The 25,309-nt window shown below is 39.1% G+C and carries 16 protein-coding genes; 2 read left to right on the forward strand and 14 right to left on the reverse strand.

What is annotated here, in order from left to right; all coding sequences use genetic code 11:
• Window positions 1-2 precede the first annotated feature (2 nt).
• From STYK_RS07665 to STYK_RS07720, 12 genes are all read right to left on the reverse strand, one after another.
• A complete protein-coding gene (locus tag STYK_RS07665; RefSeq protein WP_000689605.1) occupies window positions 3-365 on the reverse strand; it encodes a S1 RNA-binding domain-containing protein in 363 nt (120 codons plus the stop codon).
• A gap of 1 nt (window position 366) precedes the next feature.
• Window positions 367-1,767: a bifunctional Cof-type HAD-IIB family hydrolase/peptidylprolyl isomerase gene (locus STYK_RS07670; RefSeq protein WP_045612058.1), complete on the reverse strand. Its 1,401-nt coding sequence runs from the start codon at window positions 1,765-1,767 to the stop codon at window positions 367-369.
• 79 nt (window positions 1,768-1,846) lie between these two features.
• Window positions 1,847-2,350: a GNAT family N-acetyltransferase gene (locus tag STYK_RS07675; protein ID WP_045612060.1), complete on the reverse strand. Its 504-nt coding sequence runs from the start codon at window positions 2,348-2,350 to the stop codon at window positions 1,847-1,849.
• Window positions 2,351-2,600: 250 nt separating this feature from the next.
• The gene (gene rpsR / locus STYK_RS07680) at window positions 2,601-2,840 is read right to left on the reverse strand and encodes a 30S ribosomal protein S18 (protein WP_000068664.1); all 240 of its coding nucleotides are present in this window, start codon (window positions 2,838-2,840) and stop codon (window positions 2,601-2,603) included.
• A 31-nt stretch (window positions 2,841-2,871) separates the two neighbouring features.
• Window positions 2,872-3,342, reverse strand: a complete 471-nt coding sequence (gene ssbA, locus STYK_RS07685; protein WP_000609606.1) for a single-stranded DNA-binding protein SsbA — start codon at window positions 3,340-3,342, stop codon at window positions 2,872-2,874.
• An 11-nt stretch (window positions 3,343-3,353) separates the two neighbouring features.
• Entirely contained in the window at window positions 3,354-3,644 is a 291-nt protein-coding gene (gene rpsF / locus STYK_RS07690) for a 30S ribosomal protein S6 (protein WP_001151780.1), read from the reverse strand.
• A gap of 162 nt (window positions 3,645-3,806) precedes the next feature.
• On the reverse strand, window positions 3,807-10,178 hold the full coding sequence (locus tag STYK_RS07695; RefSeq protein ID WP_261804816.1) for a Rib/alpha-like domain-containing protein: 6,372 nt from the start codon (window positions 10,176-10,178) through the stop codon (window positions 3,807-3,809).
• Between the two features lie 260 nt (window positions 10,179-10,438).
• Window positions 10,439-11,782 (reverse strand): asparagine--tRNA ligase, encoded by a 1,344-nt coding sequence (gene asnS / locus STYK_RS07700; RefSeq protein ID WP_000167160.1) that lies wholly within the window; start codon window positions 11,780-11,782, stop codon window positions 10,439-10,441.
• Window positions 11,783-11,800: 18 nt separating this feature from the next.
• Window positions 11,801-12,166, reverse strand: a complete 366-nt coding sequence (locus tag STYK_RS07705) for a VOC family protein (RefSeq protein WP_261804817.1) — start codon at window positions 12,164-12,166, stop codon at window positions 11,801-11,803.
• On the reverse strand, window positions 12,159-13,346 hold the full coding sequence (locus STYK_RS07710; RefSeq protein WP_261804818.1) for a pyridoxal phosphate-dependent aminotransferase: 1,188 nt from the start codon (window positions 13,344-13,346) through the stop codon (window positions 12,159-12,161). The genes STYK_RS07705 and STYK_RS07710 overlap by 8 nt, the downstream gene beginning before the upstream one ends.
• Window positions 13,343-13,831 (reverse strand): cell wall elongation regulator TseB-like domain-containing protein, encoded by a 489-nt coding sequence (locus tag STYK_RS07715; protein ID WP_042750837.1) that lies wholly within the window; start codon window positions 13,829-13,831, stop codon window positions 13,343-13,345. The genes STYK_RS07710 and STYK_RS07715 overlap by 4 nt, the downstream gene beginning before the upstream one ends.
• A gap of 291 nt (window positions 13,832-14,122) precedes the next feature.
• Window positions 14,123-15,319, reverse strand: coding sequence for an MFS transporter (locus tag STYK_RS07720; protein ID WP_261804819.1), 1,197 nt, complete (start codon window positions 15,317-15,319; stop codon window positions 14,123-14,125).
• A gap of 418 nt (window positions 15,320-15,737) precedes the next feature.
• Here STYK_RS07720 and STYK_RS07725 point away from each other — a divergent pair, with 418 nt between their 5' ends.
• Window positions 15,738-16,286 (forward strand): NADPH-dependent FMN reductase, encoded by a 549-nt coding sequence (locus tag STYK_RS07725; RefSeq protein WP_140224320.1) that lies wholly within the window; start codon window positions 15,738-15,740, stop codon window positions 16,284-16,286.
• A 235-nt stretch (window positions 16,287-16,521) separates the two neighbouring features.
• On the opposite strand, the gene pclA is transcribed toward STYK_RS07725, so the two are convergent.
• On the reverse strand, window positions 16,522-22,776 hold the full coding sequence (gene pclA, locus STYK_RS07730) for a pneumococcal collagen-like adhesin PclA (protein ID WP_261804820.1): 6,255 nt from the start codon (window positions 22,774-22,776) through the stop codon (window positions 16,522-16,524).
• A 218-nt stretch (window positions 22,777-22,994) separates the two neighbouring features.
• Here pclA and pclR point away from each other — a divergent pair, with 218 nt between their 5' ends.
• Window positions 22,995-24,479 carry a virulence transcriptional activator PclR gene (gene pclR / locus STYK_RS07735; RefSeq protein ID WP_261804821.1) on the forward strand — a complete coding sequence of 495 codons (1,485 nt, stop codon included), beginning with the start codon at window positions 22,995-22,997 and terminating at the stop codon, window positions 24,477-24,479.
• Between the two features lie 50 nt (window positions 24,480-24,529).
• Here the strand turns inward: pclR and yaaA are convergent, their stop codons facing one another.
• On the reverse strand, window positions 24,530-25,258 hold the full coding sequence (gene yaaA, locus STYK_RS07740) for a peroxide stress protein YaaA (RefSeq protein WP_261804822.1): 729 nt from the start codon (window positions 25,256-25,258) through the stop codon (window positions 24,530-24,532).
• Window positions 25,259-25,309: the final 51 nt, after the last annotated feature.

Consider the following 25,309-nt stretch of genomic DNA (forward strand, 5'->3'; position numbering starts at 1 on the left):
AACTAGTGCTTCTGATTTTTCAAATGTTGAAGGGCTTCCTTGGTCCAAATTGGCATCATTCGTTTGAGAGGAGCAAAGCCGTAGTTAAAACGGTCGCTTGAAAAGCGTCTCCGTCTCGGAAACTGGTGCTTTTCTTCCTCCAAAGTGCGGATAGAAAGGCTGGCTTTCCCTGTAAATTCATCTAAATCCACTACTTGAACTTGAACCTCTTCATCAACTTTCAAGGCTTCTTGGATATTTTCAATAAAGCCTGTCCGAATCTCTGAAATGTGAATCAGCCCCGTATCACCCGTCTCTAGCTCAACAAAGGCACCGTAGGGCTGAATTCCTGTAATACGCCCCTTTAGCTTATCACCGATTTTCATCTTAGTCCTCGATTTCAATTGTTTCAATCACAACATCTTCAACTGGCTTGTCCATAGCTCCTGTCTCAACAGCAGCAATAGCATCCAAAACAGCGTAAGAAGCTTCATCAGCTAGCTGACCAAAAACAGTATGACGGCGGTCTAAGTGAGGGGTTCCACCTTGGTTGGCATAGATTTCCGCAATCGGTTCTGGCCAACCACCACGAGCAATTTCTTTCTTAGAATATGGCAGGTGTTGATTTTGGACGATAAAGAACTGGCTGCCGTTGGTATTTGGACCAGCATTGGCCATAGAAAGAGCACCACGAATATTGTAAAGTTCTTCTGAGAATTCATCCTCAAATGATTCGCCGTAGATTGACTCGCCACCCATACCAGTACCAGTTGGGTCTCCACCTTGAATCATAAAGTCCTTGATAATACGGTGGAAAATGACACCATCATAGTAGCCATCTTTTGAAAGAGCTACAAAGTTAGCTACTGTTTTAGGAGCATGTTCAGGGAAAAGCTTGATACGCAAGTCTCCGTGATTGGTCTTAATAGTCGCGATAGGACCTTCTACTGTTTCAATGTCTACTTGTGGGAAATACAATTCTTTTTCTACCATACCAAATCCTTCTAAGGCACCAAAAATGCCATCTTCTTCTAGTGTTTTTGTTATATAATCTGCTTTTTCTTTGATTTTTTCATGAGAAATTCCCATTGCAACGCTGATTCCAGCATAATCAAAGAGTTCCAAGTCATTGAGCCCATCTCCAAAGACCATGACGTTCTCTGGTTTCAAGCCAAGATGTTCCACAACCTTTTCCACACCCGTCGCTTTGGAGCCTGAAATCGGCACAATATCAGACGAATGTTGATGCCAACGAACCATTCGAAGTTTGTCTGAGAGACTATCAGGCAAGTGCAAGTCATCTCCCTTATCTTCAAAAGTCCACATTTGATAGATATCTTCTTTTTCATGAAAATCAGGATCTACATCTAAATCGGGGTAAATTGGATTGATAGCTTCACTAATCATATCGGTGCGAGTCGACAACTTGGCATCATGACTCCCAACCAAGCCATACTCAATTCCCTCTTGCTTAGCCCAAGAGATATACTCCTCAACATCTGACTTCTCAATCTGATGTTGATAAATAACCTGACCTTTTTTATCTTCAATATAGGCACCATTTAAGGTTACAAAAAAGTCAGGCTTGAGCTCACGAATCTCCGGAACGACACCAAAAATCCCTCGTCCAGAAGCAATACCTGTCAAAATTCCTTTCTCACGTAATTGCTTAAAAACAGTTGGGATTGAAGCTGGAATAAAACCTGTCTTTGAATTTCGCAATGTATCATCAATATCAAAAAAGACAATCTTGATTTTCTTTGCCTTGTATCTTAATTTGGCATCCATCTCACTACCTCTTTCAATCTAACTCTTTCCATTATACCATAAAGTAGCTAAATCCCCTATTTTCAAAAAGTTTCCCGTTTTATTGTAAGTCCTTGGATAAGTATAAAACTAAATCATTATCATTTTGACAACTTGCACCCATTTCTAGCGGTTTATTTCTATACCACACACCTGTCCCATCTGGAATGTAGCCCCGTCTGATATACAATCTCTGGGCAGGGCCATAGCCTAAGTGCAAACCTACACCAAGAGTGACCTTACTCGAAACAAACTTGACTCGTTTTTCTGCTTCTTCTAGCAGTTGATTCCCAATCCCTTGATTTCGAAAAGGCTCAAACACATTAAAATCTGATAATTCTGGATAGACTTCTGCAAAAGGACCATGTTTAGCAGAGGGCAAAATGGTAACGTAGCCCGCTACAGCACCATCAATCTCTGCAACTAAGACTTCTCTCTCCCCACTTTCCTGTTCCAGAAAATATCTAGCCAAAATTTCCTCTCTACCAGGCCAACCTTGATTCATAAATCCATGAGATAAGGATTCAATATCAGACTTAATCATATTTCTAATCGTACAATTCATCTTTGACTTACCCACCTTTACTCTTTCTATTACCACTATAGCACGCCAAAGTCAGAAAAAAACTATCTCGTGAAAAAAGACCCGTCGGGGTCTTAATTCGCTTTCTTGTTTTCAAGCTCATGAAAAAGAGGTCCACTGGACCCCAACTCGCTCTCTCATTTCAAGGCTCGTGAAAAAAAGACCCAATCGGGTCTTAATTCACTTTCTTGTTTTCAAGCTCATGAAAAAGAGGTCCACTGGACCTCTTTTTTTAATCTTCGTTTACGAAAGGCATCAAAGCCATTACGCGAGCGCGTTTGATAGCTGTTGTTACTTTACGTTGGTTTTTAGCTGAAGTTCCTGTTACACGACGAGGAAGGATTTTCCCACGTTCTGAAACGAAACGGCTAAGAAGCTCAGTATCTTTGTAATCAACATATTCAATTTTGTTTGCTGCGATGTAATCAACTTTTTTACGGCGTTTGAATCCGCCACGACGTTGTTGAGCCATGTTTTTTCTCCTTTATAATTTTAGTTGTCCATTAGAATGGTAAATCATCATCTGAAATATCCAATGGATTTGTTGCTCCAAATGGATTTTCATCACGTGAAAAGTCTGGTACTGAATTTGTAGGTGCTGAATAGTTTGCAGTTGGTGCAGAGTAAGCTCCACCTGTATGACCCTCACGCACACTACGGCTTTCCAACATTTGGAAATTCTCAGCCACGACCTCTGTCACGTAGACACGTTGTCCTTGCTGGTTATCGTAACTACGAGTCTGGATACGACCTGTCACCCCGATAAGTGAGCCTTTTTTAGCCCAATTAGCAAGGTTTTCAGCCTGTTGGCGCCACATAACGACATTGATAAAATCAGCCTCACGTTCGCCATTTTGACTCTTAAATGTACGGTTTACTGCAAGAGTAAAAGTCGCAACTGCTACATTTGATGGGGTATAACGCAACTCAGCGTCACGTGTCATACGCCCTACAAGTACAACATTGTTAATCATAGTTTACCTTCTTACGCGTCAGTTTTGACGATCATGTGACGAAGAATGTCAGCGTTGATTTTTGAAAGACGGTCAAACTCTTTAAGAGCTACGTCGTCGTTTGCTTCAACGTTAACGATGTGGTAAAGTCCTTCACGGAAATCTTTGATTTCGTATGCAAGACGGCGTTTTTCCCAAGATTTTGATTCAACAACAGTTGCACCGTTGTCAGTCAAAATAGAGTCAAAACGTGCTACCAAAGCGTTTTTAGCTTCTTCTTCAATGTTTGGACGAATGATATAAAGAATTTCGTATTTAGCCATTGATATGTTCCTCCTTTTGGTCTAATGACCCCAAGACTTTGCAAGGGGTAAGTGAGGTTCGCTCACAATAAACTATTATACTAGAAAACATTTTTTTACGCAAGTAAAAACACCGAAATAAAAAAGAAGATGACGAATCATCTTCTCAAAAACTATGAGTTTTTAGTCTTCTTTTTTCTTGCGAGCAAGAAGTCCAAATCCACCTAGGGCTCCAAGAAGTCCAAACGCTGCGAGGCTAGCATTAGCTTCTGTACCTGTGTTAGGTAATTCTTTTTGACCTTCAACATATTTAGGTGTTGCTGGTTTAGCAGTTGTATCAGTTGCTACTGTTGCATCTGCTTGAGCTGGTGCCACTGGTTGAGTTTGATTTGGTGTTGCTGGCTGTCCTGGTTCCGTAGGAGTTACAGGTTGATCAGGAGCAGTTGGTCTTGACGGAACATTTTGTGGAGTAGGAGTTGGTCTGTAGTTGTTACCACCATTTCCACCACCGTTATATCCATCTCCATTATATGGATTAGTTTCTGGAATGCGTTTAGGAATTACCGTTACTGGGACGTCTACTACTACAATTTCTCCTGTTGGTAGTTTCACCTTCACTTTAACACTTGGTTTCACTCCTGGTGTTTCAGTTGTAGGGATTTCCCCAACTTCGATAATTTCAGCATCTTTTGGTAATTTAACATGACCTTTCACATCTTCTTTAGTGATTGGCGTTCCTACTTCAACCACGATTGGTGTTGCTGTAACAGTTTCTTTTGGTGTTTGTGGCTCTTCTTTACGTTCTACCACATTTACAACTGCTGGAACTTCAACTAATAGATTACCATCTTTATCCTTAACAACTACAATTACATTCTTCTTACCTGGTGTTTTTGTATCAGGTTGTTCTTTGAATGTAAATGTTGCCCCTTCTGGGAAGTCTTTAGGATTAATATTATCTTTTGCTTCTGGAGCTTTATCTGGATTCACTGTAACTTCTTGCTCTTTACCTTGAACTACAATAACTTTCGCAGGTACTTCTACGATTGAATCTCCATCTTCATCTTTAACAACTACTGTTACATCTTTAATTCCTGGTGTTTTAGTGTCAACATCTTCTTTGTACCCAACTTTTGCTTTTGCTTCTTTAGGGAAAACAGATGGATCTACAGATTTATTCACATCTGGTTGAGTATTCTCAGGATTTGCTGCTACGTATTGAGTCTTAGGTCCTACTACAGTAACTTTCGCTGGGATTTCTGCAATTGGTTCACCATTTAGTTTTGCTACAACAACAACATCTTTATCTCCTGGTGTTGTTGTATCCACTGGAGTTTTATACTCAAATGTTGTTCCGTCTGGGAAGTCAGTTGGGACAATATTTTCTGCAGGAATTACTTTCTTAGGATCTGTATCTACTGGTACATATTGTCTATATGCATCAACTACACGTACTGTTGTTGGTACTGTTACAAGTTTATTACCATCTTTATCCTTAACGATCACGTTTACTGGGTAATCTCCAGCTTCTGAAATATTTACCGGATCTTTTCCGTCAACTTTTTCGTATTCGAAAGTTGCTCCCTCTGGATAATCACCTTTGTTAATGCTATTTTCTGCAAGTGGTTGACCTTGATCAACAGGAATAATTTGTGGATTTCCTTGTACCACTTTAACTTTCGCAGGTACTTCTACGATTGTATCTCCATCTTTATCTTTAACAACTACAGTTACATCTTTTTCACCTGGTGTTTTTGTATCTACTTTCTCTTTGTATTCGAAAGTAGCATTATCAGGGAAGCTATATTTCTCTTTATCTACAAGGCTGTCTGCTGGTTTTGGTTGAGTATTTTCAGGATTTGCTACTACATATTGAGTCTTAGGACCTACTACAGTAACTTTCGCTGGAATTTCTGCAATTGGTTCACCGTTAAGTTTTGCTACAACAACAACATCTTTATCTCCTGTTGTTTTTGTATCTACTGGTTTATTATCTTTATCCTTGTACTCAAATGTTGTTCCTTCTGGAAACTCTTCTGGATCAATATTATCTTTAGCCAAGACTGTCTCAGGTTTAGTATCAACAGGCACATACTGTCTATAAGCTCCAACTACACGTACTGTTGCTGGTACTTTTACTAATTCGTTACCATCTTTATCTGTTACGATAACCTTAACTTCTTTATCTCCAGTTGATGATGTATCAGGTTCTTTTTCATAAGTGAATTTCGCACCTTCTGGATAATCAGATGGGTCAATGCTATCTTCTGCTTTTGGAGCAGTTTTTGGATCTACTGGTACGATTTGTGGGTATCCTTGAACAACTTTCACTGGTACATTAACAGTTTCTTCACGTTTATTATCACCTGAACCGTATGTTACTGTTACTGGTGCAGTTAATGTATCATCTCCAACTTTTCCTTTTGTTTCAGGAATCTTAGTTTCATCTACAGTTTTGTCATTTCCTTCTGTAGTAACCGCATTTTTTAGTTTTTCTGCTGTTGGTTTATCACCTTCCACAACATAAACAGGAGTTGGTGTTGAAACTTTTGGAGTTAACTTAATTGTAAAGCTTTGATCTTTATCTGAATCAGAATCAAATGTTGGATCTTGATCGAATGGATTTTCTTTAACTGTGTAACCCATTGATTTTAACACATCAAGACGAGCTTGAATTTTATCTTCTGGAATTTGTGTTCCAGCTTTACCTGAAAGATCAGTAATATTAAACTTCTCATCTAATGGTGTTTCTTTACCAGCTGCATCTACAGAAACAAAGTTAACTGTAGCTTTTTGAATTCCAGGTGCATATTGAATTGGAGTCTTACCGAATTTATCAGTTGGGTCAAAGTTATCTGGAACTTTGTATCCTTTAGATGGATCTGCAGGATCAACTGGTGTTAATTCTACTCCATTATATTTTGGAACATATCCATCTACATAAGGAATAACTACCTTACTGAAATCACCAGGTTTTGTTGGGTCATTTGGATTGTTTGGATATTTAATTGTATCTGGTGCATCTTGTGGTTTCTTACCAGCTGGATACTCAGGTGTAAATGATCCAATTTCTTTATAAAGAACTTTCACTACTTCATTAGTAACTTCACCTGTTTCAGATGGTATTGGTGCTTCTTTTTCTTCGATAGTTTTATCAGCAGGCTCTACTTGTAAGTAGTTTTCAATTACTGGAGAAGTAACTTCATTAAATTTACCTTTTCCATCTTCTACTGAAGCATCTGATATTTCTGCTCCTTCATAAACAGTCCAATCAGAGTATTTTACTTCACCTGTTTCTGGGTTTACAGTTGCTGTACGTTTGTAAGTTACTTTTTGAACTCTATCTGGAGCCGTTTCTGGGTCGATAGGTTGAGCGTTTGGATTATCTTTATCATTAACATTGATAAATTTAACCGTACGTGTCACTTCTTTAACTAAGTCATCACGTGTTACACCAGCTGGGTATTTACCATAATTTTCATCTCCTGGTTTAACTGGTGTATCAGCTGTTTTTGGAGATACTGGAGCTGTTGTGCTTGGATTTGTTGGGTCAGCTGTTACTGTTGGATCTACTGTAATCAAGTCTAATACGTGAACTGTTGTAGTATCAATATTAGATTTTTTACCTTCACTATCGGTAGCCTGAACTCTTACTGTATAATCTCCTGGTTTTGTTGAATCTAACCCACCGTCATTACTTACAGCAATCGTTGGTTTAGTAGAATCAACACCATCACGATCATCTTCTAAGTCAGTTGCTGTTGCCTCTGATTTTTTAAGTACTTCATCAGCTGTTAACTTTTTATCTGCTGGAGTTTTATAAACATAGATATCTTTTTTCTTAGTTTCTACAGTTGGAGCATTATTGATAACATCTCCATAAGCTGGATCTGATTCGTTTCCTGCCTTGTCTAATACTGTAACTTTAATACGTTTATCTGGGTTAGTTGTATCACTTGCTTCTGTTAAATCAGTACCCGCAGGAACTTGTACAACTAATTTACCATCACGTACTTCTACTTTTGTTTCACCGTTATACCAACCGTCTTCTTTTTTCGTTAATGTAATCGGTGTTTTACTATTTGGTAAAGTAACTTTCATTGAAGTTAAGCCACCAATAGCTTTTTTAATATTGTCTACTTCCGTATCAGCATTACGAGCGGTTCCATTATTTTTATCGTTAGCTGCAATATCTTGTTTTTCTCTAGCTTCATCTGTTAAGTTAGGATCTTTTTCTGCAGGTACAGAAATTAATAATTCTGTTGGTTGTTTTTTATCAGTTTTTTCTCCAGTAACACTGTCTGTATGAACTGCTTCTACTGTTGGAGTTTGCGGCTTAACTGTATCAATATAAATAGTTTTATTGTAGTAGTAGTCTGGTTGATCAGTGTTTCTTACACCATTTACTACTGGATGATATTTACCATTAGCATTAGAAACATCACCAGTATTTAACAGATTATTATCTTCTGCATCTCGCAAACCATTTGGTAATGATGTTTTCACTTTAAATGTAGCTGTACCTTTATAGTTATCAGCGGTTGTAAATGGCAATCTGAATTTACGCACTCCATCATTCTTACCACCATTAGAACCTACACCGATATATGGAGCGTCGCCGTTATTAGATTTTGATGTATTATATTTTAATTTTAATTTTCTAGTTGCTGGATCCCATTGGATATTATTAGGAGCAACCGGAGTATCACCAAACCAAACCCATTCTGTTGGATTTGTAATATTATTTGGGAGCTCTACCCCTTTAGGAACTTCGATTTCTGTTTCTGCAGATCCGTATAGACGAGTTCCACCAACACTGTTTACTGTAAATTCGAATTCACCTTTTTGTTTTGATTTATACAGGTTATCTTCTCCGAACTTGTCTTCCTTCTCGTTACTTTTAACATTGGTAGTCATTTCTACACCAGTACCAACTGCCAAGTTAACAGCACCAACGAAGTAACCATCTGTAACCTTACTATTTATTCCTTTTAAATATGAATTGTTAATCGCTGTACCATCGTTTAAAGCTTCAATTTCAACTTTAATTTTTGTGACATCTTTTGGAATTTCATAGATAGCGCGATATTCAGCCCAGCCGTCACCATTTCCTCCATCTCCAGCAGGTTCAGAAACATGTGACTCTTCGAATTTTTCACCAATCGTACGGTCATCTCTAATGCTAGCAATTACATTTCCTTTGTCGTCTTTAACAGTAATTTTTACTTTTTCACCTGTACCGGCAGTTCCGGCATTACCATAAGCACCACCTGTGATAGCACTTAGCATCACTCTAGAATTTCCATTTACTGCGTACTCTTTCGAAATTTTTGTACCTTGTTTTTCTAATTCTAGATAATATCCTTTTGGTAAATTATGTGTTCCTACCATACCTGAGTAGTTCACACCATTTGCATAATTTTGGTTAGCAGCATTAACACCAAGTGGGTTTCCTGGAGCTGGATTCTCATTGTCTCTTTGAGTAACTTTTCCATCTAAATCATATACTTTCGATGGTTTAGGATCGAAACCTGCTGGACGATTAGCAGAAACATTAGTTGGTGCTTCAGGTTTAACTGCAGTTACTTTTTCTCCACTTTCAATTTTCCAACCATTCAAGGCATTATTATTGTTAGCTTCTGCTGCAGTAATTTCTTTTTCTTTCCAGTTATAAGTTAAACTACCTAAAATTTCAGTATTCCCACCTTGAGATGCAGTGGATCTTGACCATTGTTTTTTAACTTCTTTACTTTTTTCTGTAGCATTAGCAAAATCAATATCACCAAATTGATTTTTTGCACTTTCAAATACACCATCAGCTGGGTTGTTTCCTGAACCTAATTTATTGTTGTTTGTTGGTCCTTCAGTAGCAGGAATAATTGGATTAGCTGTTGCAGCTCCATCTCTAAATCCACTTTCACCTTGTCCAGGAATCGCTTGGCCGTTACGTGAATCTTGGTTTTTATTTTCTTTTTCTTCTTTCTTCTCTGCTTTTGCTTTCGGCATACTTTCTAATACGAATGCATTACCGTTTACTGCTGATGTAGCTTTTGCCACCTCTTCTTTTGTTGCAGCTTCATTTGCGGCTACAGCTTTTGCGCTTGCTAATTCTGCTTTTGCAGACTCAATTGCTGAAGCTGTTTTTTCAGTTGATGCTGCTTTTTCTAAAGCTGCTTCTAAACGAGCAATAGCTGCTTCCAACTTGCTTGTGTCAGCCTTTGAAGCTGGTGCTAGAGCTTCTTCGGCTTTTGGTGTTTCAGTCGGTGCTGTTGGTTGCGTTGCTGCAGGCGCTGGTGTTGATGGTTGCTCAGCTGTTGGTGTAGCAGTTTCAGTCGAAGCTAGAGGCATGGTTGAATCTGCTTGATTACTTGCATCTGGGACTGTTTGTGAATCAGATGCCGTCTTTGGTGTAACTTGAGCATCCGCCTGAACAGTTGCTGCTCCACCGAACATCATGTAAGCTGCTACAGCTACTGATGCTGCACCAAAACTATACTTACGGATTGAAAAGCGCTGCACTTTTTGTCCGTGATTTTTTTCCATTCTTGAATACATGGTTTCTCCTTTTTTATTTATATGTTATTAAACTGGAATAATGTTAAAACGTTTAATATTCACTTCCTTTCCTGCTTAAGAACGAAGTCTTAAACTAGTCTCAACACAATATTCGCTAGTCCGATTTTATCATATTTCCCAGAATATTGTCAATCAAAAAGAGCTTTATGCTCGTATTTTTATATATTATTTTTGTACCCAAAATTCAAAAAAAGAAGGAATCCTCCTTCTTTTTTTCATAATAACTTTTTATTTTATTTTTAAGGTTTAATACGATGCAACATACGTGGGAATGGAATAGCTTCACGGATGTGTTTTGTTCCTGCTGCGAAGGTTACCATACGCTCGATACCGATACCAAATCCTCCGTGTGGAACTGTACCGTATTTACGAAGGTCAAGGTAGAATTCATATTCTGTACGATCCATACCAAGTTCATCCATCTTAGCGACAAGGGCATCATAATCTTCCTCACGCATAGATCCACCGATGATTTCTCCATAGCCTTCTGGGGCAAGCAAGTCTGCACAAAGCACGCGCTCTGGATTTCCAGGAACTGGTTTCATGTAGAAGGCCTTGATTGCTGCTGGGTAGTTCATGACAAATGTCGGCACACCAAAGTGGTTTGAAATCCAAGTTTCGTGTGGTGAGCCAAAGTCATCACCATGCTCAAGATGCTCATAGTCGGCATCTTCATCATTTTCATGCTCTTGCAAGAGGTCAATGGCTTGATCGTAAGTGATGCGTTTGAATGGCTCTGCAATGTATCGTTTCAATAGTTCTGTATCACGTTCCAAGGTTTCCAAGGCTTGAGGCGCACGATCAAGAACACCTTGTAGAAGAGCTTTTACATAAGCTTCTTGCAAGTCAAGTGACTCATCGTGTGTCAAGTATGAGTACTCAGCATCCATCATCCAGAACTCAGTCAAGTGACGGCGCGTTTTTGATTTTTCAGCACGGAATACTGGACCAAAGTCAAAGACACGGCCAAGAGCCATAGCCCCTGCTTCTAGATAAAGCTGACCTGATTGGCTCAAGTAGGCTGGCGTTCCGAAGTAGTCAGTTTCAAAGAGTTCAGTTGAGTCTTCCGCTGCATTTCCTGAAAGAATTGGGCTATCAAACTTCATAAAGCCATTCTTATCGAAGAACTCATAAGTCGCATAGATAATAGCATTACGGATTTGCATCACGGCCACTTGCTTACGAGAACGAAGCCACAAGTGACGGTTATCCATCAAAAAGTCTGTTCCGTGTTCTTTTGGAGTGATTGGGTAGTCTTGAGATTCACCGATCACTTCGATGTCTGTAATGTCCAACTCATAACCAAACTTAGAACGTTCGTCTTCTTTGACAATCCCTGTCACATAAACAGACGTTTCTTGGCTCAAGCGTTTGATAACATCAAACTTCTCCAGTCCTACTTCTTCACCAAATTTTTCAACAAAGTTTGGTTTAAAGGCTACACCTTGAAAGAAGGCTGTTCCATCACGCAATTGCAAGAAGGCGATTTTCCCTTTTCCTGATTTGTTGGCAACCCAAGCGCCAATCGTCACTTCTTGACCAACATAGTCTTTTACATCAATAATCGTTACACGTTTTGTCATTATTTTTCCTTTTCTTTTTTATTCTTTATGGCAAACCACTTCTATATTGTTCCCATCTGGGTCAATCATAAAAGCAGCATAGTAAATCGGATGCTCACTGCGATAACTAGGAGCCCCATTGTCTAGCCCACCTGCCTCTAAACCAGCCTCATAACAAGCCTGAACCTCTTCCTTATTTTCTGCTAAGAAAGCAAAGTGAATAGGATCTCGTGTCCCCTGAGCCAGCCAAAAATCACCACCAGGATGAGGGCTGTTCGGGGCAAGAAAACTGATTAGAGAACTAGTCTTAAAAGCCAATTTATAGCCCAAAGGAGCGAGAAATTTCCTATAAAATCCTTCTGAAATTTGTAAATCCTTTACCTTAATTTCAAAATGATCAATCATTCTCACTACCCATAAATGCTTTCAAGCGTTTAACTGCTGCTTTAAGCGTGTCTAAGTCTGTCGCATAGCTGAGACGAACATTTTCTGGTGCTCCAAATCCTGCTCCTGTAATCAAGGCCAGACCAACTTCTTCAAGAATAGCCGTTGTAAATGCTGTTACATCGCTATAACCTTTCATCTCCATAGCTTTTTTGACATTTGGAAAGAGATAGAAAGCTCCTTGTGGCTTAACGACTTCAAAACCAGGGACTTCACACAAGAGTGGATAGATGGTATTGAGACGTTCTTCAAATGCTTGACGCATAACTTCCACAGAATCTTGCGGTCCAGTTAAGGCTTCGATAGTTGCATATTGTGAAACAGCAGTTAGGTTAGAAGTTGTTTGACCTGTCAATTTGCTCATAGCAGCAATGATTTCTGGATCACCCACTGCATAACCTACCCGCCAACCTGTCATGGCATAAGCTTTTGATACACCGTTAATGACAATGGTTTGCTTGCGAATGGCTTCTGATATACTAGAGATTGGTACGAACTCATTCCCGTTATAGACCAAACGACCATAGATATCATCTGCTAGGATGAGAATATCCTTTTCTACAGCCCAATTTCCGATAGCCAAGAGTTCCTCACGGGTGTAAATCATTCCTGTCGGATTGGATGGCGAATTCAACACCAAAACCTTAGTTTTATCTGTACGAGCTGCTTCTAACTGCTCTACGGTCACCTTAAAGTGATTGTCTTCCTTAGCAGGAACAAAGACTGGCACACCTTCTGCCATCTTGACCTGGTCTCCATAACTAACCCAGTATGGAGTTGGAATAATAACCTCATCTAAAGGATTGATTACAGCCATAAAGAAAGTATAGAGGGAGAACTTGGCACCTGTAGCAAAGGTAACCTCGTTACTTGCGACAGAATAGCCATAGTAGCGCTCGAAGTAGGTATTCACCGCAGCTTTTAATTCTGGTAGACCTGAAGCTACTGTATAGAAGGAAGCCTGTCCTTCTCGAATAGCTTTAACTGCTGCATCCTGAATATTTTCAGGAGTGTGAAAATCTGGTTGTCCCAAGGTCAAGAAAAGGACATCCTTACCTTGAGCTTTTAATTTTTTTGCTCTCGCATCACTAGCTAAAGTAACACTTTCTTCCATTTCTAAAACACGCTTGGATAGTTTCATAAGCCCTCCTTATTGACCAATGCTCCTGTTTCAAAATCTACTAGATAAAAATCAGATCCTGACTTAACTTCCCAGATTGGCTTGTCTTGATAACGGCCAAAGGTAATCTTGTCAATCTCGCCAGCTCCTTTTTCCTTAGAAACCGCTTCTGCTTTTTCTTGTGAAATACCCTGATTTAGCTGATAAACGTAAATCTTATGGTCATCTTTTCCGATCAGGACAGCAAGTGCTTCTTGCTGTTTATTACGACCAAGAACGCTGTAATAAGATTCCAAGCCATTGTATAAATCAACCTGATCAGCCTGCTCTAATCCTGCATACTGCTGAGCTAATTTTTCTCCTTCACTTTTAGCTGTTTGATAAGGTTTCATGCTAAGAGAAACCAGATACAGAAAGGAAGCACTGATAACCACAAACAAAATCGTCATCCCTAGACCATACTGCCACAGTAGATTATTTTTTGCTTTATTTTGTCTTGTTTTCACTCGTCTATTTTACCATCTATTGGGCTTTATTACAAGTGAATGCAAGAATACTCTTCGAAAATCAAATTCAAACCACGTCAGCTTCGCCTTGCAGTACCCAAGTACTGTCTGCGGCTAGCTTCCTAGTTTGCTCTTTGATTTTCATTGAGTATAAGAAACCAATTCTATTTCTTCCTTCAAAGTAAACCGATTTTTCTTGTTTAAAACCGAGAGAGAAAAGTATAGATACAAGCGAACTCACCGTATTAAAAAACCTGAGCTTGCACTCAAGTTTTCAGAAATTCTTTTAATCTATGGAATCATTTTATCATCTATTCTTTTAGCCATTTTTCCTAAAAAGATAGTCAGTAGAAGGCTAATCATGACTAAAAAGGATCCTAGATAAAGAAATGTTACTACAAAGCCTAAATTGTCAATCAACCAGCCTGTCAGTGGGAAGAACACAATCATACTTAGACTAAACATCATAGAGTAGACACTCAGCATGGTTGCCCTTACTTCACTTGGGAGTCGCTCTTGCAAATCATTATCAAAAATCGGCTGAAAAAGAGCATATAGAGCATTACTAATCAAATAAACCAAAATATAGATTAGAGGTGTTCCAAAGTAGGACAGCAGGTAGGTAACTCCAGTCAGCAGGACGAGAATAGGGAAAAGCTTCAAGGCGGCATATCTCTTTCCAATCTTACTCGCTAGATATACTGCGACGATATTCAAGAGACTTCCAAGTAGCATAACTGCTGAAATTTGCCAACTACTTAAATCTGGTAACTGATTTTGATAGTAAAAGTAAAACATGCACATGAGTACTCCGACAATCTGAGACAAAATCATCCAGTTGAACAGCATGGGATTTCGCTTCAACTCATCCTTAACGGTCCAAATAATCTGTTTCATGGTCACACTATCAGTTTTTTCTAGCTTGACACTGGGCTCTTTCAGCATCCAAATCAGGAAAAGAACTATGATAGAAGTGGCAATCATGATATAGTAGGTCAGGTGCAATTGACTATGGACAAAAAATCCCGCCAACACTGTCCCCAAAGAACGAGTTCCTTCTGCTACTCCTGACATGAAACTTGAAATGGATAGATAGCGCTCCTTTAGCCCAGCCTCTACAGCCGAGTCATAGACCATTGCTGCACTTGTTCCTGAATCAAAATTATAAGACAAAGCACTTATCGCCATAGCTAGCGCATAAATCCAAAAATTTCCCTGCCCAGCCAACATAAGAATAGAAGACACAATCCCTGCTATACGACTTAAATAAAGGTTGGTCTTATAGGAATAGCGGTCAGCTAACATACCAGATGGAATTTCACAGAGAAGACTGGTCGTATGAAAAATACTCTCCAGAAGTCCAATCTGCCAAAGAGACATTCCGTTTTGACTGAGAAAGAGAATCCAAAAACTGGTAATCCCTAGAAATGCAAAAAACTCAACTCCGGCCATCAGGCCAATATTTTTCCGATAATTTCTTATTAACATCTTTTCTCCTTAACAAGTGTATTATTATTTCTTTTGTCCGTCACTTGTTAATCTTTGCCTTACATGATCTCCACCCCTTTTAGAAGCATTCTTCAATGCCATTATTGTTCCTTTAATGATTTATGAAATGATACCGGAAAATAGCTGTTCTGCGGTTTCTATTGCTAGTTTTCTTGTTTATTTTAGCACTTATGTCATTATATTACAAGAGAATATTGGAATACTCCTATAAAATCAAAGAAAACTAAAATCCAAAAAACAGTTCTTACTTTTCCAGTGGCAACTGACTAGAGTTTCAGCAATTTTATAATTTTCAAATAAACTCTGAGCAAATTCCTTGCAAGTTGTCTTGTTTTGTTGTAATATATTTTATAACAACGAGAAAATTCTCGGAAATTTAAGAAAAAGGAGACACATCATGTCTAAAAAAGTATTATTTATCGTCGGTTCACTACGTCAAGGTTCTTTCAATCACCAAATGGCTCTCGAAGCTGAGAAAGCACTTGCTGGTAAAGCAGAAGTTAGCTATCTTGATTACTCAGCTGTACCTCTCTTCAGCCAAGATTTGGAAGTTCCAACTCATCCAGCTGTAGCTGCTGCTCGTGAAGCAGTTCTCGCTGCGGATGCTATCTGGATTTTCTCACCAGTTTATAATCACTCAATTCCTGGGCCAGTGAAAAACTTGCTTGACTGGCTATCTCGTGCTCTTGACTTGTCTGATACACGTGGCGCTTCTGCCCTTCAAGACAAGTTTGTTACCGTATCATCTGTAGCCAATGCAGGTCACGATCAACTCTTCGCTATTTACAAAGACCTCTTGCCATTCATCCGTACACAAGTCGTTGGTGACTTTACTGCTGCACGTGTTAACGACTCTGCCTGGGCAGATGGAAAATTAGTTCTAGAAGAAACAGTCCTAAATTCACTTGAAAAACAAGCTCAAGACTTGGTTGCAGCAGTTCAATAAAAAATAAAGAATTTTTAAAAGTCTAAATCAATTATCGCCACCTCATAGGGTGGCTTTTTTAGACTCTATCAAGATTCTCAGACAAACATCAGCCATCCAAAAAAACCTTGAGCGTTACCACTCAAGGTTTTTAGCAGTCTTTTCCATCATGGAAAATCGTTCTAAGAATATTCTTTCATTCGAGATCTATCACTTATCATCTTCTTTCGAGAAATTAGTGACTGCTTGTTGCTGATTAATCTTCTTTTCTTCGACCTACATATAGGCTCAATAGAATACCGCTACCTAAAAGAACAGAGATATAATCAGATTGGCTTCCAGTTTCTGGTAATTTGTCCCCATGTTTTTCTTTACCTGTAGTTGGTACTACTGGGTTAGAAGTTAATGGTGTTACCGGTTGAACTGGTACATTTGGATTTGGTTGTGTTGGAACTTCAGGAATGTTTGAAGTTGGTTTGTCATTGACTTCTGGCATACCAGGTACTCCGCCATTAAATTCTGGAATTTCATGAACTGGAGGTGTTGGCATTCCTGGAACTTCTGGATTAGGAAGTTCATTGACTTCTGGCATACCTGGTACTCCACCATTGAATTCTGGCAATTCATTAACCTCTGGCATTCCTGGAACACCACCGTTGAATTCTGGCAATTCATGAACTGGTGGTTCTGGCATTGCAAACGTTGGTCCTTCTGGCACATTACGTGTTGGAGGAACTGGTTTGTCATTTGATGGTGTTACTGGTTTGCCTTGGCAACCACATTTACCATCTTTTCCGTCCTTACCATCTTTGCCGTCGCGACCATCACGTCCATCTTTAACAACTGTTTTTGTCACAGTTCCATCAGAATTGATGATTGTGATTGTATGACTACCATCACCATTATCTTCAACAGAAACTTTTGGTGATTTACCATCTTTACCGTCTTTAATCACCATTTCTGTCTTACTTCCATCTGGATTAGTGATTGTAACAACGTGAGTTCCGTCGTTATTATTTTTAACAGTTACAGTTGGTGAAACGCCATCTTTACCGTCTTTACCATCTTTGATAATAGATTTGTATTGACGACCATCAGAATCTATGATTGTTAATGTGTGAGTTCCGTCTCCGTTATCAACGATGTTCGCTTTTGGTGATTTACCATCAAAGATTGTAGTTGTAGTTTCTTTACCATCAGCTCCTGTCACTTTAATAGTGTGTGAACCGTTGTTGTTATCAATCACTTCAAGTTTTGGTTCTTTACCATCACGAACTGTAGTTGTTGTAGTTGTACCGTCTGAGTTCACAACTGTGATAGTGTGAGTTCCATCTCCGTTATCCACAACCTTAGCAGTTGGTGATTTACCGTCACGAACTGTGGTTTCAGAAACAGTACCATTACCGTTTTCTACACGAATTGTGTAAGTACCATCATGGTTATCTCTAACTGTTGCTACTGGTGATTTACCATCTTTAATGATTGTTTCAGTAGTTGTTCCATCACCATTTAGAACTGAGATCTTATGTGTTCCATTCTGTTCGTCAGTTATTGTAACTTTTGGTGATTTACCATCACGAACTGTGGTTTCAGTTGTCACACCTTCTGGATTTGTAATAACGATTGTATGACTTCCGTCTCCATTATCACGAACAGATGCGGTTGGAGTACGTCCGTCAACACCGTCACGACCATTCTTAACAACAAACTCATTCTTCGTTCCGTCTGGGTTAGTGATTGTTACTCTGTGGCTTCCATCTGGATTTTCTGTTGTAGTTGCTGTTGCAGCTTTACCATCTTTACCATCTTTGATGATAGCATTCGTAACATTGCCATCTCCATCCGTAACTTTAACAGTGTGAGTTCCATCGTTGTTATCAGTCACTTCAACTTTTGGAGTCTTACCATCTTTACCATTCTTAACAACTGTTTCTTTAGTTGTTCCATCTGGATTTGTTATAGTAATTGTGTGGCTTCCATCTGGATTTTCTGTTGTAGTGATATTGGCAGTTTTACCGTCTTTACCATCTTTAACTTTAGTTGTTGATTCAGAACCATCAGGGTTTCTAACAGTAATAGAGTGTGTTCCATCTCCATTGTCCGTTACATTTACAACTGGTGATTTACCGTCTGCTCCATTAGCTCCGTTTTCACCTTTTTCACCTTTTTCGCCTTTGTCGCCTTTTTCACCGGCTACTCCTTGAGGTCCACGGATATTACCAATCTTGTTCCAAGAACCATTTTCTTTCTTGTAAACATCACCTGTATTGGCGTCGATATAAGTATCACCGTCTTTACCATCATTAGCAGTTGGGGCAGTAACTCCACTTAGTAATTCAGCACCGTTACGTCCATTTGTACCAGAAGCTCCATCTGTACCATTACGTCCATTTGTACCATTCAAGATATCACTTGTACCAATTAATTCATCCACACCTGGATCGTATTTACCGTTACCATTATTATCATAGTATGCTGTAATACGAGTACCATTTACTGGTTGTGAATCTGTTGCATCTGTAGTTGTTGGTTGTACTGTTTCTGATGACTCAGTTGCACTTCTATCTTCATCTGGTAATGCTCTTCTATTTCTTGCACTTCTTGATGTTCCAGAAGGTTGTGAATTAGAAGTTGATCCAGCACCTCTTCTAACTGCTTCCACCAATGCATTTAAGTCAATAGTTGGTGTACGGCCATCTCTACCATTCTTACCATCTTTTACAGTAAAGGTTACTGGATCTTTTCCTGGTGTTGTAATGGTTACAAGAGTGCTTTGACCATCTTGACCACGTTGAGTTGTGATTGTAGGAGTTTGACCATCTTGACCGGTTGCACCAGTTTCTCCCTTAGCACCATCTTTAACAAAGACTGTAGTTGGTTGTGAACCATCATGGTTATCCACCGTGATTTCTACACCTTTATGACCTTCTTCATCCTTACGAACAGCTGTTACTGTTGGAGAGACACCGTCCACTCCATCTTTAATAACTGCAAGAGGTTTTTCAGGGTTCAATGGTTGACCTGGATGTGCTGGATCTTCTTGGTAAACTTTAGTTTCTTTACCATCTTTGACAGTAAGCAATGATTTACCATCACGTCCGTCCGCACCTTTAGCACCATCTTTAATCATTTCAGAACCTAGAAGTTCATCAGTTCCTGGAGTGTACTTACCATCATTGTTTTCATCAGTATAGAATGTCACAATTGTATGAGATGGATTTCCGTTTTGTCCTTCGACACGAAGTAAATCAACTTTTGGAGTTTTACCGTTCAGACCATTTTCTCCGTTCTTAACATTTACTGTAACTGGATCTTTACCTGGAACAGTGAATGTAATGTCGGTACTATGACCATCTTTACCTGGAGTTACAGTTACTTCTGGAGTCTTACCATCTTCTCCACGTTCACCTTTGTCACCCTTAGGTCCCTTGATGTTGCCTTCTTTTTCCCAAGTTCCGTTTTCTTTCTTATAAACATCACCTGTAGTTGCATCGATATAAGTGTCGCCATCTTTACCATCATCTGCTGTTGGTGCTTTAGGTCCACTTAATAGTTCAGCACCATTACGTCCGGCTGCACCTGCTGCACCATTGGCACCGTCTGTACCATTATAAATTGGTTGTTTAGCAATTAATTCATCTATACCTTCATCGTATCGACCATTACCATTGTTATCAAAGTACGCTGTAATAAGAGTACCTTCTCTTGGTTTTTCTGCTGGTGCTGTAGATGGGGCGTCTGCTAAAGCTCTTCTTACTCTTCCGCTTCTTTGATTGTTTAATCTTGCTGCTGCTTCAGCTAAGGCATTTAAGTCGATGGTTGGTGTACGTCCATCTTTACCATCTTTAATGTTAGCTACAACAGGCTCTTCTCCAGGAATAGTAAATGTAATATCAGTACTACGGCCGTCTGCTCCACGAGCAGTTGTGATTTTTGGAGTTTTTCCGTCACGTCCCGCTGCTCCTGTTTCACCACGGTCACCACGGTCTCCTTTTTCACCTTGCGCTCCGGTTAGACCACGTTCGCCTTGGTCCCCTTTTTCACCTTTAGCTCCATCTGCAATGACAACTTCTTTTAGTTTTGTATCGCCTGCATCAAATTCGTTGTTATCATTTTGGTCATAATAGAAGATAACAGTCGTTGTTTTATCTGCGTCATTTCGTTGAGTCGCAACTAATGGACTTGCACCATCGAAACCATCTCTTACAACAGTACTTGTAACATTACCTCTACCGTCGTTAATCGTGATAGTATGAGTGCCGTCATCTTTATTATCTTTAACGGTTACGGTTGGAGTTACACCGTCACGACCTGCCTGACCTTGGTCTCCTTTTTCACCTTTAGCTCCAGTTAAACCGCGTTCACCTCGGTCTCCTTTTTCACCTTTAGCTCCAGTGAGACCGCGTTCACCTTGGTCTCCTTTTTCACCTTTAGCTCCAGTTAAACCGCGTTCACCTTGGTCTCCTTTTTCACCTTTAGCTCCAGTGAGACCGCGTTCACCTTGGTCTCCTTTTTCACCTTTAGCTCCTTGTGCTCCGGTTAGACCGCGTTCACCTTGGTCTCCTTTTTCACCTTTAGCTCCAGTTAGACCGCGTTCACCTTGGTCTCCTTTTTCACCTTTAGCACCTTGTGCTCCAGTCAGACCGCGTTCACCTTGGTCTCCTTTTTCACCTTTGGCACCTTGTGCTCCAGTCAGACCACGTTCACCTTGATCTCCTTTTTCACCTTTAGCACCATCTTTAATAGCAATTCTTTGAACAAGTTCGTCTACACCTTCAGTGTAAACACCGTTACCATCATTATCAAGATAGAAAGTGAGGTTATTGGTATCACCGATTTTATTTTGATCAACACGTGGTTTTACAGTTTCAATGAATTCTTTAGCAACACCGATTTGAACAATACGTGGTTTAGCTTCTTTAGTAACTCTATTACTAATTGGCAAGCCTAGGATTATTTCATTACCTAATCGATGAACTTTATAGGTAATTTGACGTTGTCCTTTTTCACCTTCTCTAACTAATCTAGTCTCACCTTCTGGCAATTTACTAGTTGGAAGATAGATAGTTTGGAATTCAAGTTCTTCTGTAACAGTCTTGTTACTAGTACCACCATTTGGATTTGCATCCAAGAGGAGTGGGTTTGCTCTATAATAATAGTTAGAGTTACTGTATGGGTCATTGCTAGTAGCGGCACCGCCACCACCTTGGTCCACGTTAAAAGTAACTGGTTTCAAACGAACAGACAAGTCACCATTTGGATTAATGATAGGCAAACTAAATCTGATTGTTTGTTCCATATTTGTTGAAGTAGCAGAGGTCATACTGTATCCTGAGTGAGATACGAAGTTGGCACCCTGGCTAATAGGTTTTGATTGCTCTCTTAATCTTGGAGTTGTGATGGTTGCATTTGAAGGATTTCCAAATCCATCCCCTTTGTCCAAGATAAAGTTATTATTAACAAATTCACCTGGACCAGAGTATCTAATTGTGAAATTCAATCTATTACCTTGACGTACTGTTGTTACATCGTAATGAATTGAATTACCACCACGTGAGTTTCCGTAGCCACGGAAACTATAACTACGACCACCTTGACTAATATCTGTAAATGCAACTGTATTTCCAGAACCTGAAACAATTGGGTTAGCTGGATTGCTAGCTGCTCTAAAGCCACTGTGCCCTTTATCCAAGTCTTCTTTACGGATAGCTGGATTTTGGCGAGCGTCAGAAAGGCTAAGAGCTGGTTTCAAAAGTTCATTTGTAGATGCAGGTCTTGACGTAGCTTCTACTTTAACAGGTGTGCTAGTTGGCAAAACAGTACTATTAACAGCTGAACGATCAGTTGTTGCAACTGGTTTAGCTTCTTCTTTGGCTTCTGCCGCGTCAGCTTTCTTCACTACAGGAGTTTCTGATACAGTTCCTTTATCAGAGTTAGAACGAAGTTCTAGACCAATAATAGACGATTGAATAGATGACTCTGCTGCTGATAATTCAACTTCAGTTGCATCTGCTTTCCCAAGCAAGCTTTGACCAGCTTGGATACTTGCTTGCAAGTTTGCAGCACTTGCTTCTGTATATAACTTACTCTCAAGTTTTTTAGCACGCGAAAGAGCCGTTAACAATTTTGACTTGTCAACAGCATCTTGATGCGTTACTTCTTCTTTTTTATCTTTTGCTTCTTCAACTTTTTCTGCTGGTCTAGTAGCTTCTTCAGTTTTAGCTGGAGTCGTTTCTACTGGGTTCGCAACAGTTGGAGCTGCATAAGTTGTTTCTTTTTTAGGTGTAGAAACTTCTGCTGGTTTAGTAGCTTCATCTACCTTATCAACAGAAACACTGTTAGTTGCTTCTGGATGTTGTTCCTCCGCTTGTACTGATTGCGCATTAGCGGCAGTTCCCAATACTAAAGCTGTACCGAGCAAGACACTAGCTGCACCAAAGTGATACTTACGAATAGAGTATCGTTGTTGCATGCTATACCAGTCAAATGATTTCTTATGTGAATGTTTCATTTTGAACTCCTAAGTAATATTTTATAATTCCCACTTTGCAACTATTTGATATATAAATCAATATTTTCTGAACAATTGATATATTCTATTTTTGCACCTAAGGGCCACTTATCTTATTCTAATTTTTCTGATTACTGACGACAATTTTCTTACTCTAAGTTTTTTGTACTTTTTAGACAAAAAATATGATATAATGAATTAAGGAGGAAATTACCTATATGCGCAACCTTTTATCCACAAAAGATCAAAGACAATTACGTTTAATGGAAACCTTAATTCAGAATCGTAATTGGATGAAATTGTATGAACTAGCCGAAAAATTAGGATGTACAGAACGAATCTTAAAAAGTGATTTAAATGAATTACGTGTTGCCTTTCCATCTATTGACATCCAATCTTCTGTTAACGGAATCATGATTGATTTAGAAGTTAACACTAGTGTAGAAGATATTTATCAATATTTTCTTGCTAATTCTCAATCTTTTCAATTACTAGAGTATCTGTTTTTTAATGAGGGGCTACCTATTTATCGAACAATAGAAAATCTTCACTCTAGTAATGCCAACCTCTATCGACTGGGCAGAAATATTACAAAAACTCTGTCAACTCAATTCCAAATTGAACTATCATTTACTCCATCCGAAATACGTGGGAATGAAATCGATATTCGCTATTTTTTTGCCCAATATTTTTCTGAGCGCTATTATTTCCTAGACTGGCCTTTTCCTGACCTTCCTGAAGAGGATTTAACAGAGTTTGCTGATTTCTTCTATAAAATCACGAATTACCCGATGCACTTTTCAATTTATAGAATGTATAAATTGATGCTGGCTATCAGTATCCACCGCATCAAAAATGGTCATTTTATCGACTTACCCAATCATTTCTATGATGAATACTATCCTATATTGGAAAGTATTCCAAACTTTGAGGAGTTACTTGCCCATTTTTCTGAAAAATTGGGACTGGAAATCACTCCAGATATCATCGCACAAATTTTTATATCCTTTATTCAAAACAATCTTTTCTTAGATCCTCAAGAATTCTTCAACTCTTTAGAAGATAACAGTGAAGCAAGATACTCTTACCAATTACTTAGTCAAATATTAGAACGCCTAGCAAAACAATATAAGATTACTTTTACTAACCACGATGAGCTTATTTGGCATTTACACAACACTGCTTTCTTTGAAAGACAGGAAATCTTTTCTACCCCAATCTTATTTGAACAAAAAGCATTGACGATTAAAAAATTTGAAGTTTACTTCCCAGACTTTATGGGAAGTGCACGTCAAGAACTGGCCCAATATCGTCAGGCAATTGGACAGCATGACCATCCTGAACAGTTGGAACACTTGATGTACACCATCTTAACCCATGCTGAAAACCTCTCTACTCAGTTGTTAGAAAATCGACCACCTATCAAGGTTTTGATTATCAGTAATTTTGACCATGCTATATCCCTTACCTTTGTTGATATGCTTTCCTACTACTGTAATAACCGCTTTACCTTCGATACTTGGGATGAATTGGAAACGAGTCCTGAGATTTTAAATCAGACAGGTTATGATATCATCGTGTCTAATTTCTATATTCCAGGAATTACCAAGAAGTTTATTTGTCAAAATCATCTGTCAATAATGGATTTGGTTAATCATCTTAATACTTTATCAAATGAGATTCATTTGTCCAATACTTTATAAGCTAGAAAAAAGTCAGCAGGGTCCTGCTGACTTTTTCTCTTACCTGATTTCTATACTTCCTTAACAAAAACCAATTCCTGTGGCTGTGACAAATCTTCTCTGTAGGTAAACCCTGCAAAGCTTAAGCGACGAGCTTCCTCCACCGTCTGTACTTGATTTTGTATCAGGGCTGTCAGGAAAGCACCACGCGCTTTCTTTGAAATAGTTGAATGAATCTTCAGCTGACCACCTCTATCCTCCATGAATTTGAAGGTCACCATCTTTTCTCTGATTTCCTTAGAAAATACTGTCTCAAACTCGGATGACAAGAGGGAGAAAATCACTTTTTCCTGCTTCACAGCCTCATCATAGACTTGCTTCCAATGGCTCTTCAAAGTCTTACCAGCGACCTTTAATTTCATCAAAAAGTCCAAACGGTGAGGGGCCATAGGTGACAAGGCTGGAACGACACCGTACAAAGCCGAAGTAATAAAGACATGATTTTCAAGATAGGCTTGTTCTGCCTCGTCCAGTTTGTCTCGCTTGATATTACGGTACATCAGCCCATCAAAAAGTTTCAAGGCTGGGTAGTGTTGAGCAGTTTGCCTTTTCAAAGCTTGGATATGTTGAAATTCTTCCGCCGCCTTCTCGGCTGATACCTTGTAAAAACTCTCCAATTGACTAGCAGAATAGCGGGCCAAGGCATCCAGCACGGCCTGGCTTTCTGGTTTTAAAGAAGTTGCTTCGATACTTGGCAAGTCTGTGTTCATTTCTTTTGCTGTAGGGATTAAAATTTTCATATTAATAGTGTAGCATATTTTTTAGCCGCTACCAAGAAATTCATCTGAAAA

It is taken from the genome of Streptococcus toyakuensis (genome assembly GCF_024346585.1).
GTDB classification, from domain to species: domain Bacteria; phylum Bacillota; class Bacilli; order Lactobacillales; family Streptococcaceae; genus Streptococcus; species Streptococcus toyakuensis.

Excerpts from the sequence above, each read along its gene's own strand:
- STYK_RS07665 (WP_000689605.1), bottom strand. The coding sequence starts at position 365 with ATGAAAATCGGTGATAAGCTAAAGGGGCGTATTACAGGAATTCAGCCC.
- STYK_RS07720 (WP_261804819.1), bottom strand. The coding sequence starts at position 15,319 with ATGTTAATAAGAAATTATCGGAAAAATATTGGCCTGATGGCCGGAGTT.
- yaaA (WP_261804822.1), bottom strand. The coding sequence starts at position 25,258 with ATGAAAATTTTAATCCCTACAGCAAAAGAAATGAACACAGACTTGCCA.
- STYK_RS07695 (WP_261804816.1), bottom strand. The coding sequence starts at position 10,178 with ATGTATTCAAGAATGGAAAAAAATCACGGACAAAAAGTGCAGCGCTTT.
- rpsR (WP_000068664.1), bottom strand. The coding sequence starts at position 2,840 with ATGGCTCAACAACGTCGTGGCGGATTCAAACGCCGTAAAAAAGTTGAT.
- STYK_RS07710 (WP_261804818.1), bottom strand. The coding sequence starts at position 13,346 with ATGAAACTATCCAAGCGTGTTTTAGAAATGGAAGAAAGTGTTACTTTA.
- STYK_RS07670 (WP_045612058.1), bottom strand. The coding sequence starts at position 1,767 with ATGGATGCCAAATTAAGATACAAGGCAAAGAAAATCAAGATTGTCTTT.
- STYK_RS07725 (WP_140224320.1), top strand. The coding sequence starts at position 15,738 with ATGTCTAAAAAAGTATTATTTATCGTCGGTTCACTACGTCAAGGTTCT.
- ssbA (WP_000609606.1), bottom strand. The coding sequence starts at position 3,342 with ATGATTAACAATGTTGTACTTGTAGGGCGTATGACACGTGACGCTGAG.
- pclR (WP_261804821.1), top strand. The coding sequence starts at position 22,995 with ATGCGCAACCTTTTATCCACAAAAGATCAAAGACAATTACGTTTAATG.
- STYK_RS07705 (WP_261804817.1), bottom strand. The coding sequence starts at position 12,166 with ATGATTGATCATTTTGAAATTAAGGTAAAGGATTTACAAATTTCAGAA.
- rpsF (WP_001151780.1), bottom strand. The coding sequence starts at position 3,644 with ATGGCTAAATACGAAATTCTTTATATCATTCGTCCAAACATTGAAGAA.
- pclA (WP_261804820.1), bottom strand. The coding sequence starts at position 22,776 with ATGAAACATTCACATAAGAAATCATTTGACTGGTATAGCATGCAACAA.
- asnS (WP_000167160.1), bottom strand. The coding sequence starts at position 11,782 with ATGACAAAACGTGTAACGATTATTGATGTAAAAGACTATGTTGGTCAA.
- STYK_RS07675 (WP_045612060.1), bottom strand. The coding sequence starts at position 2,350 with ATGAATTGTACGATTAGAAATATGATTAAGTCTGATATTGAATCCTTA.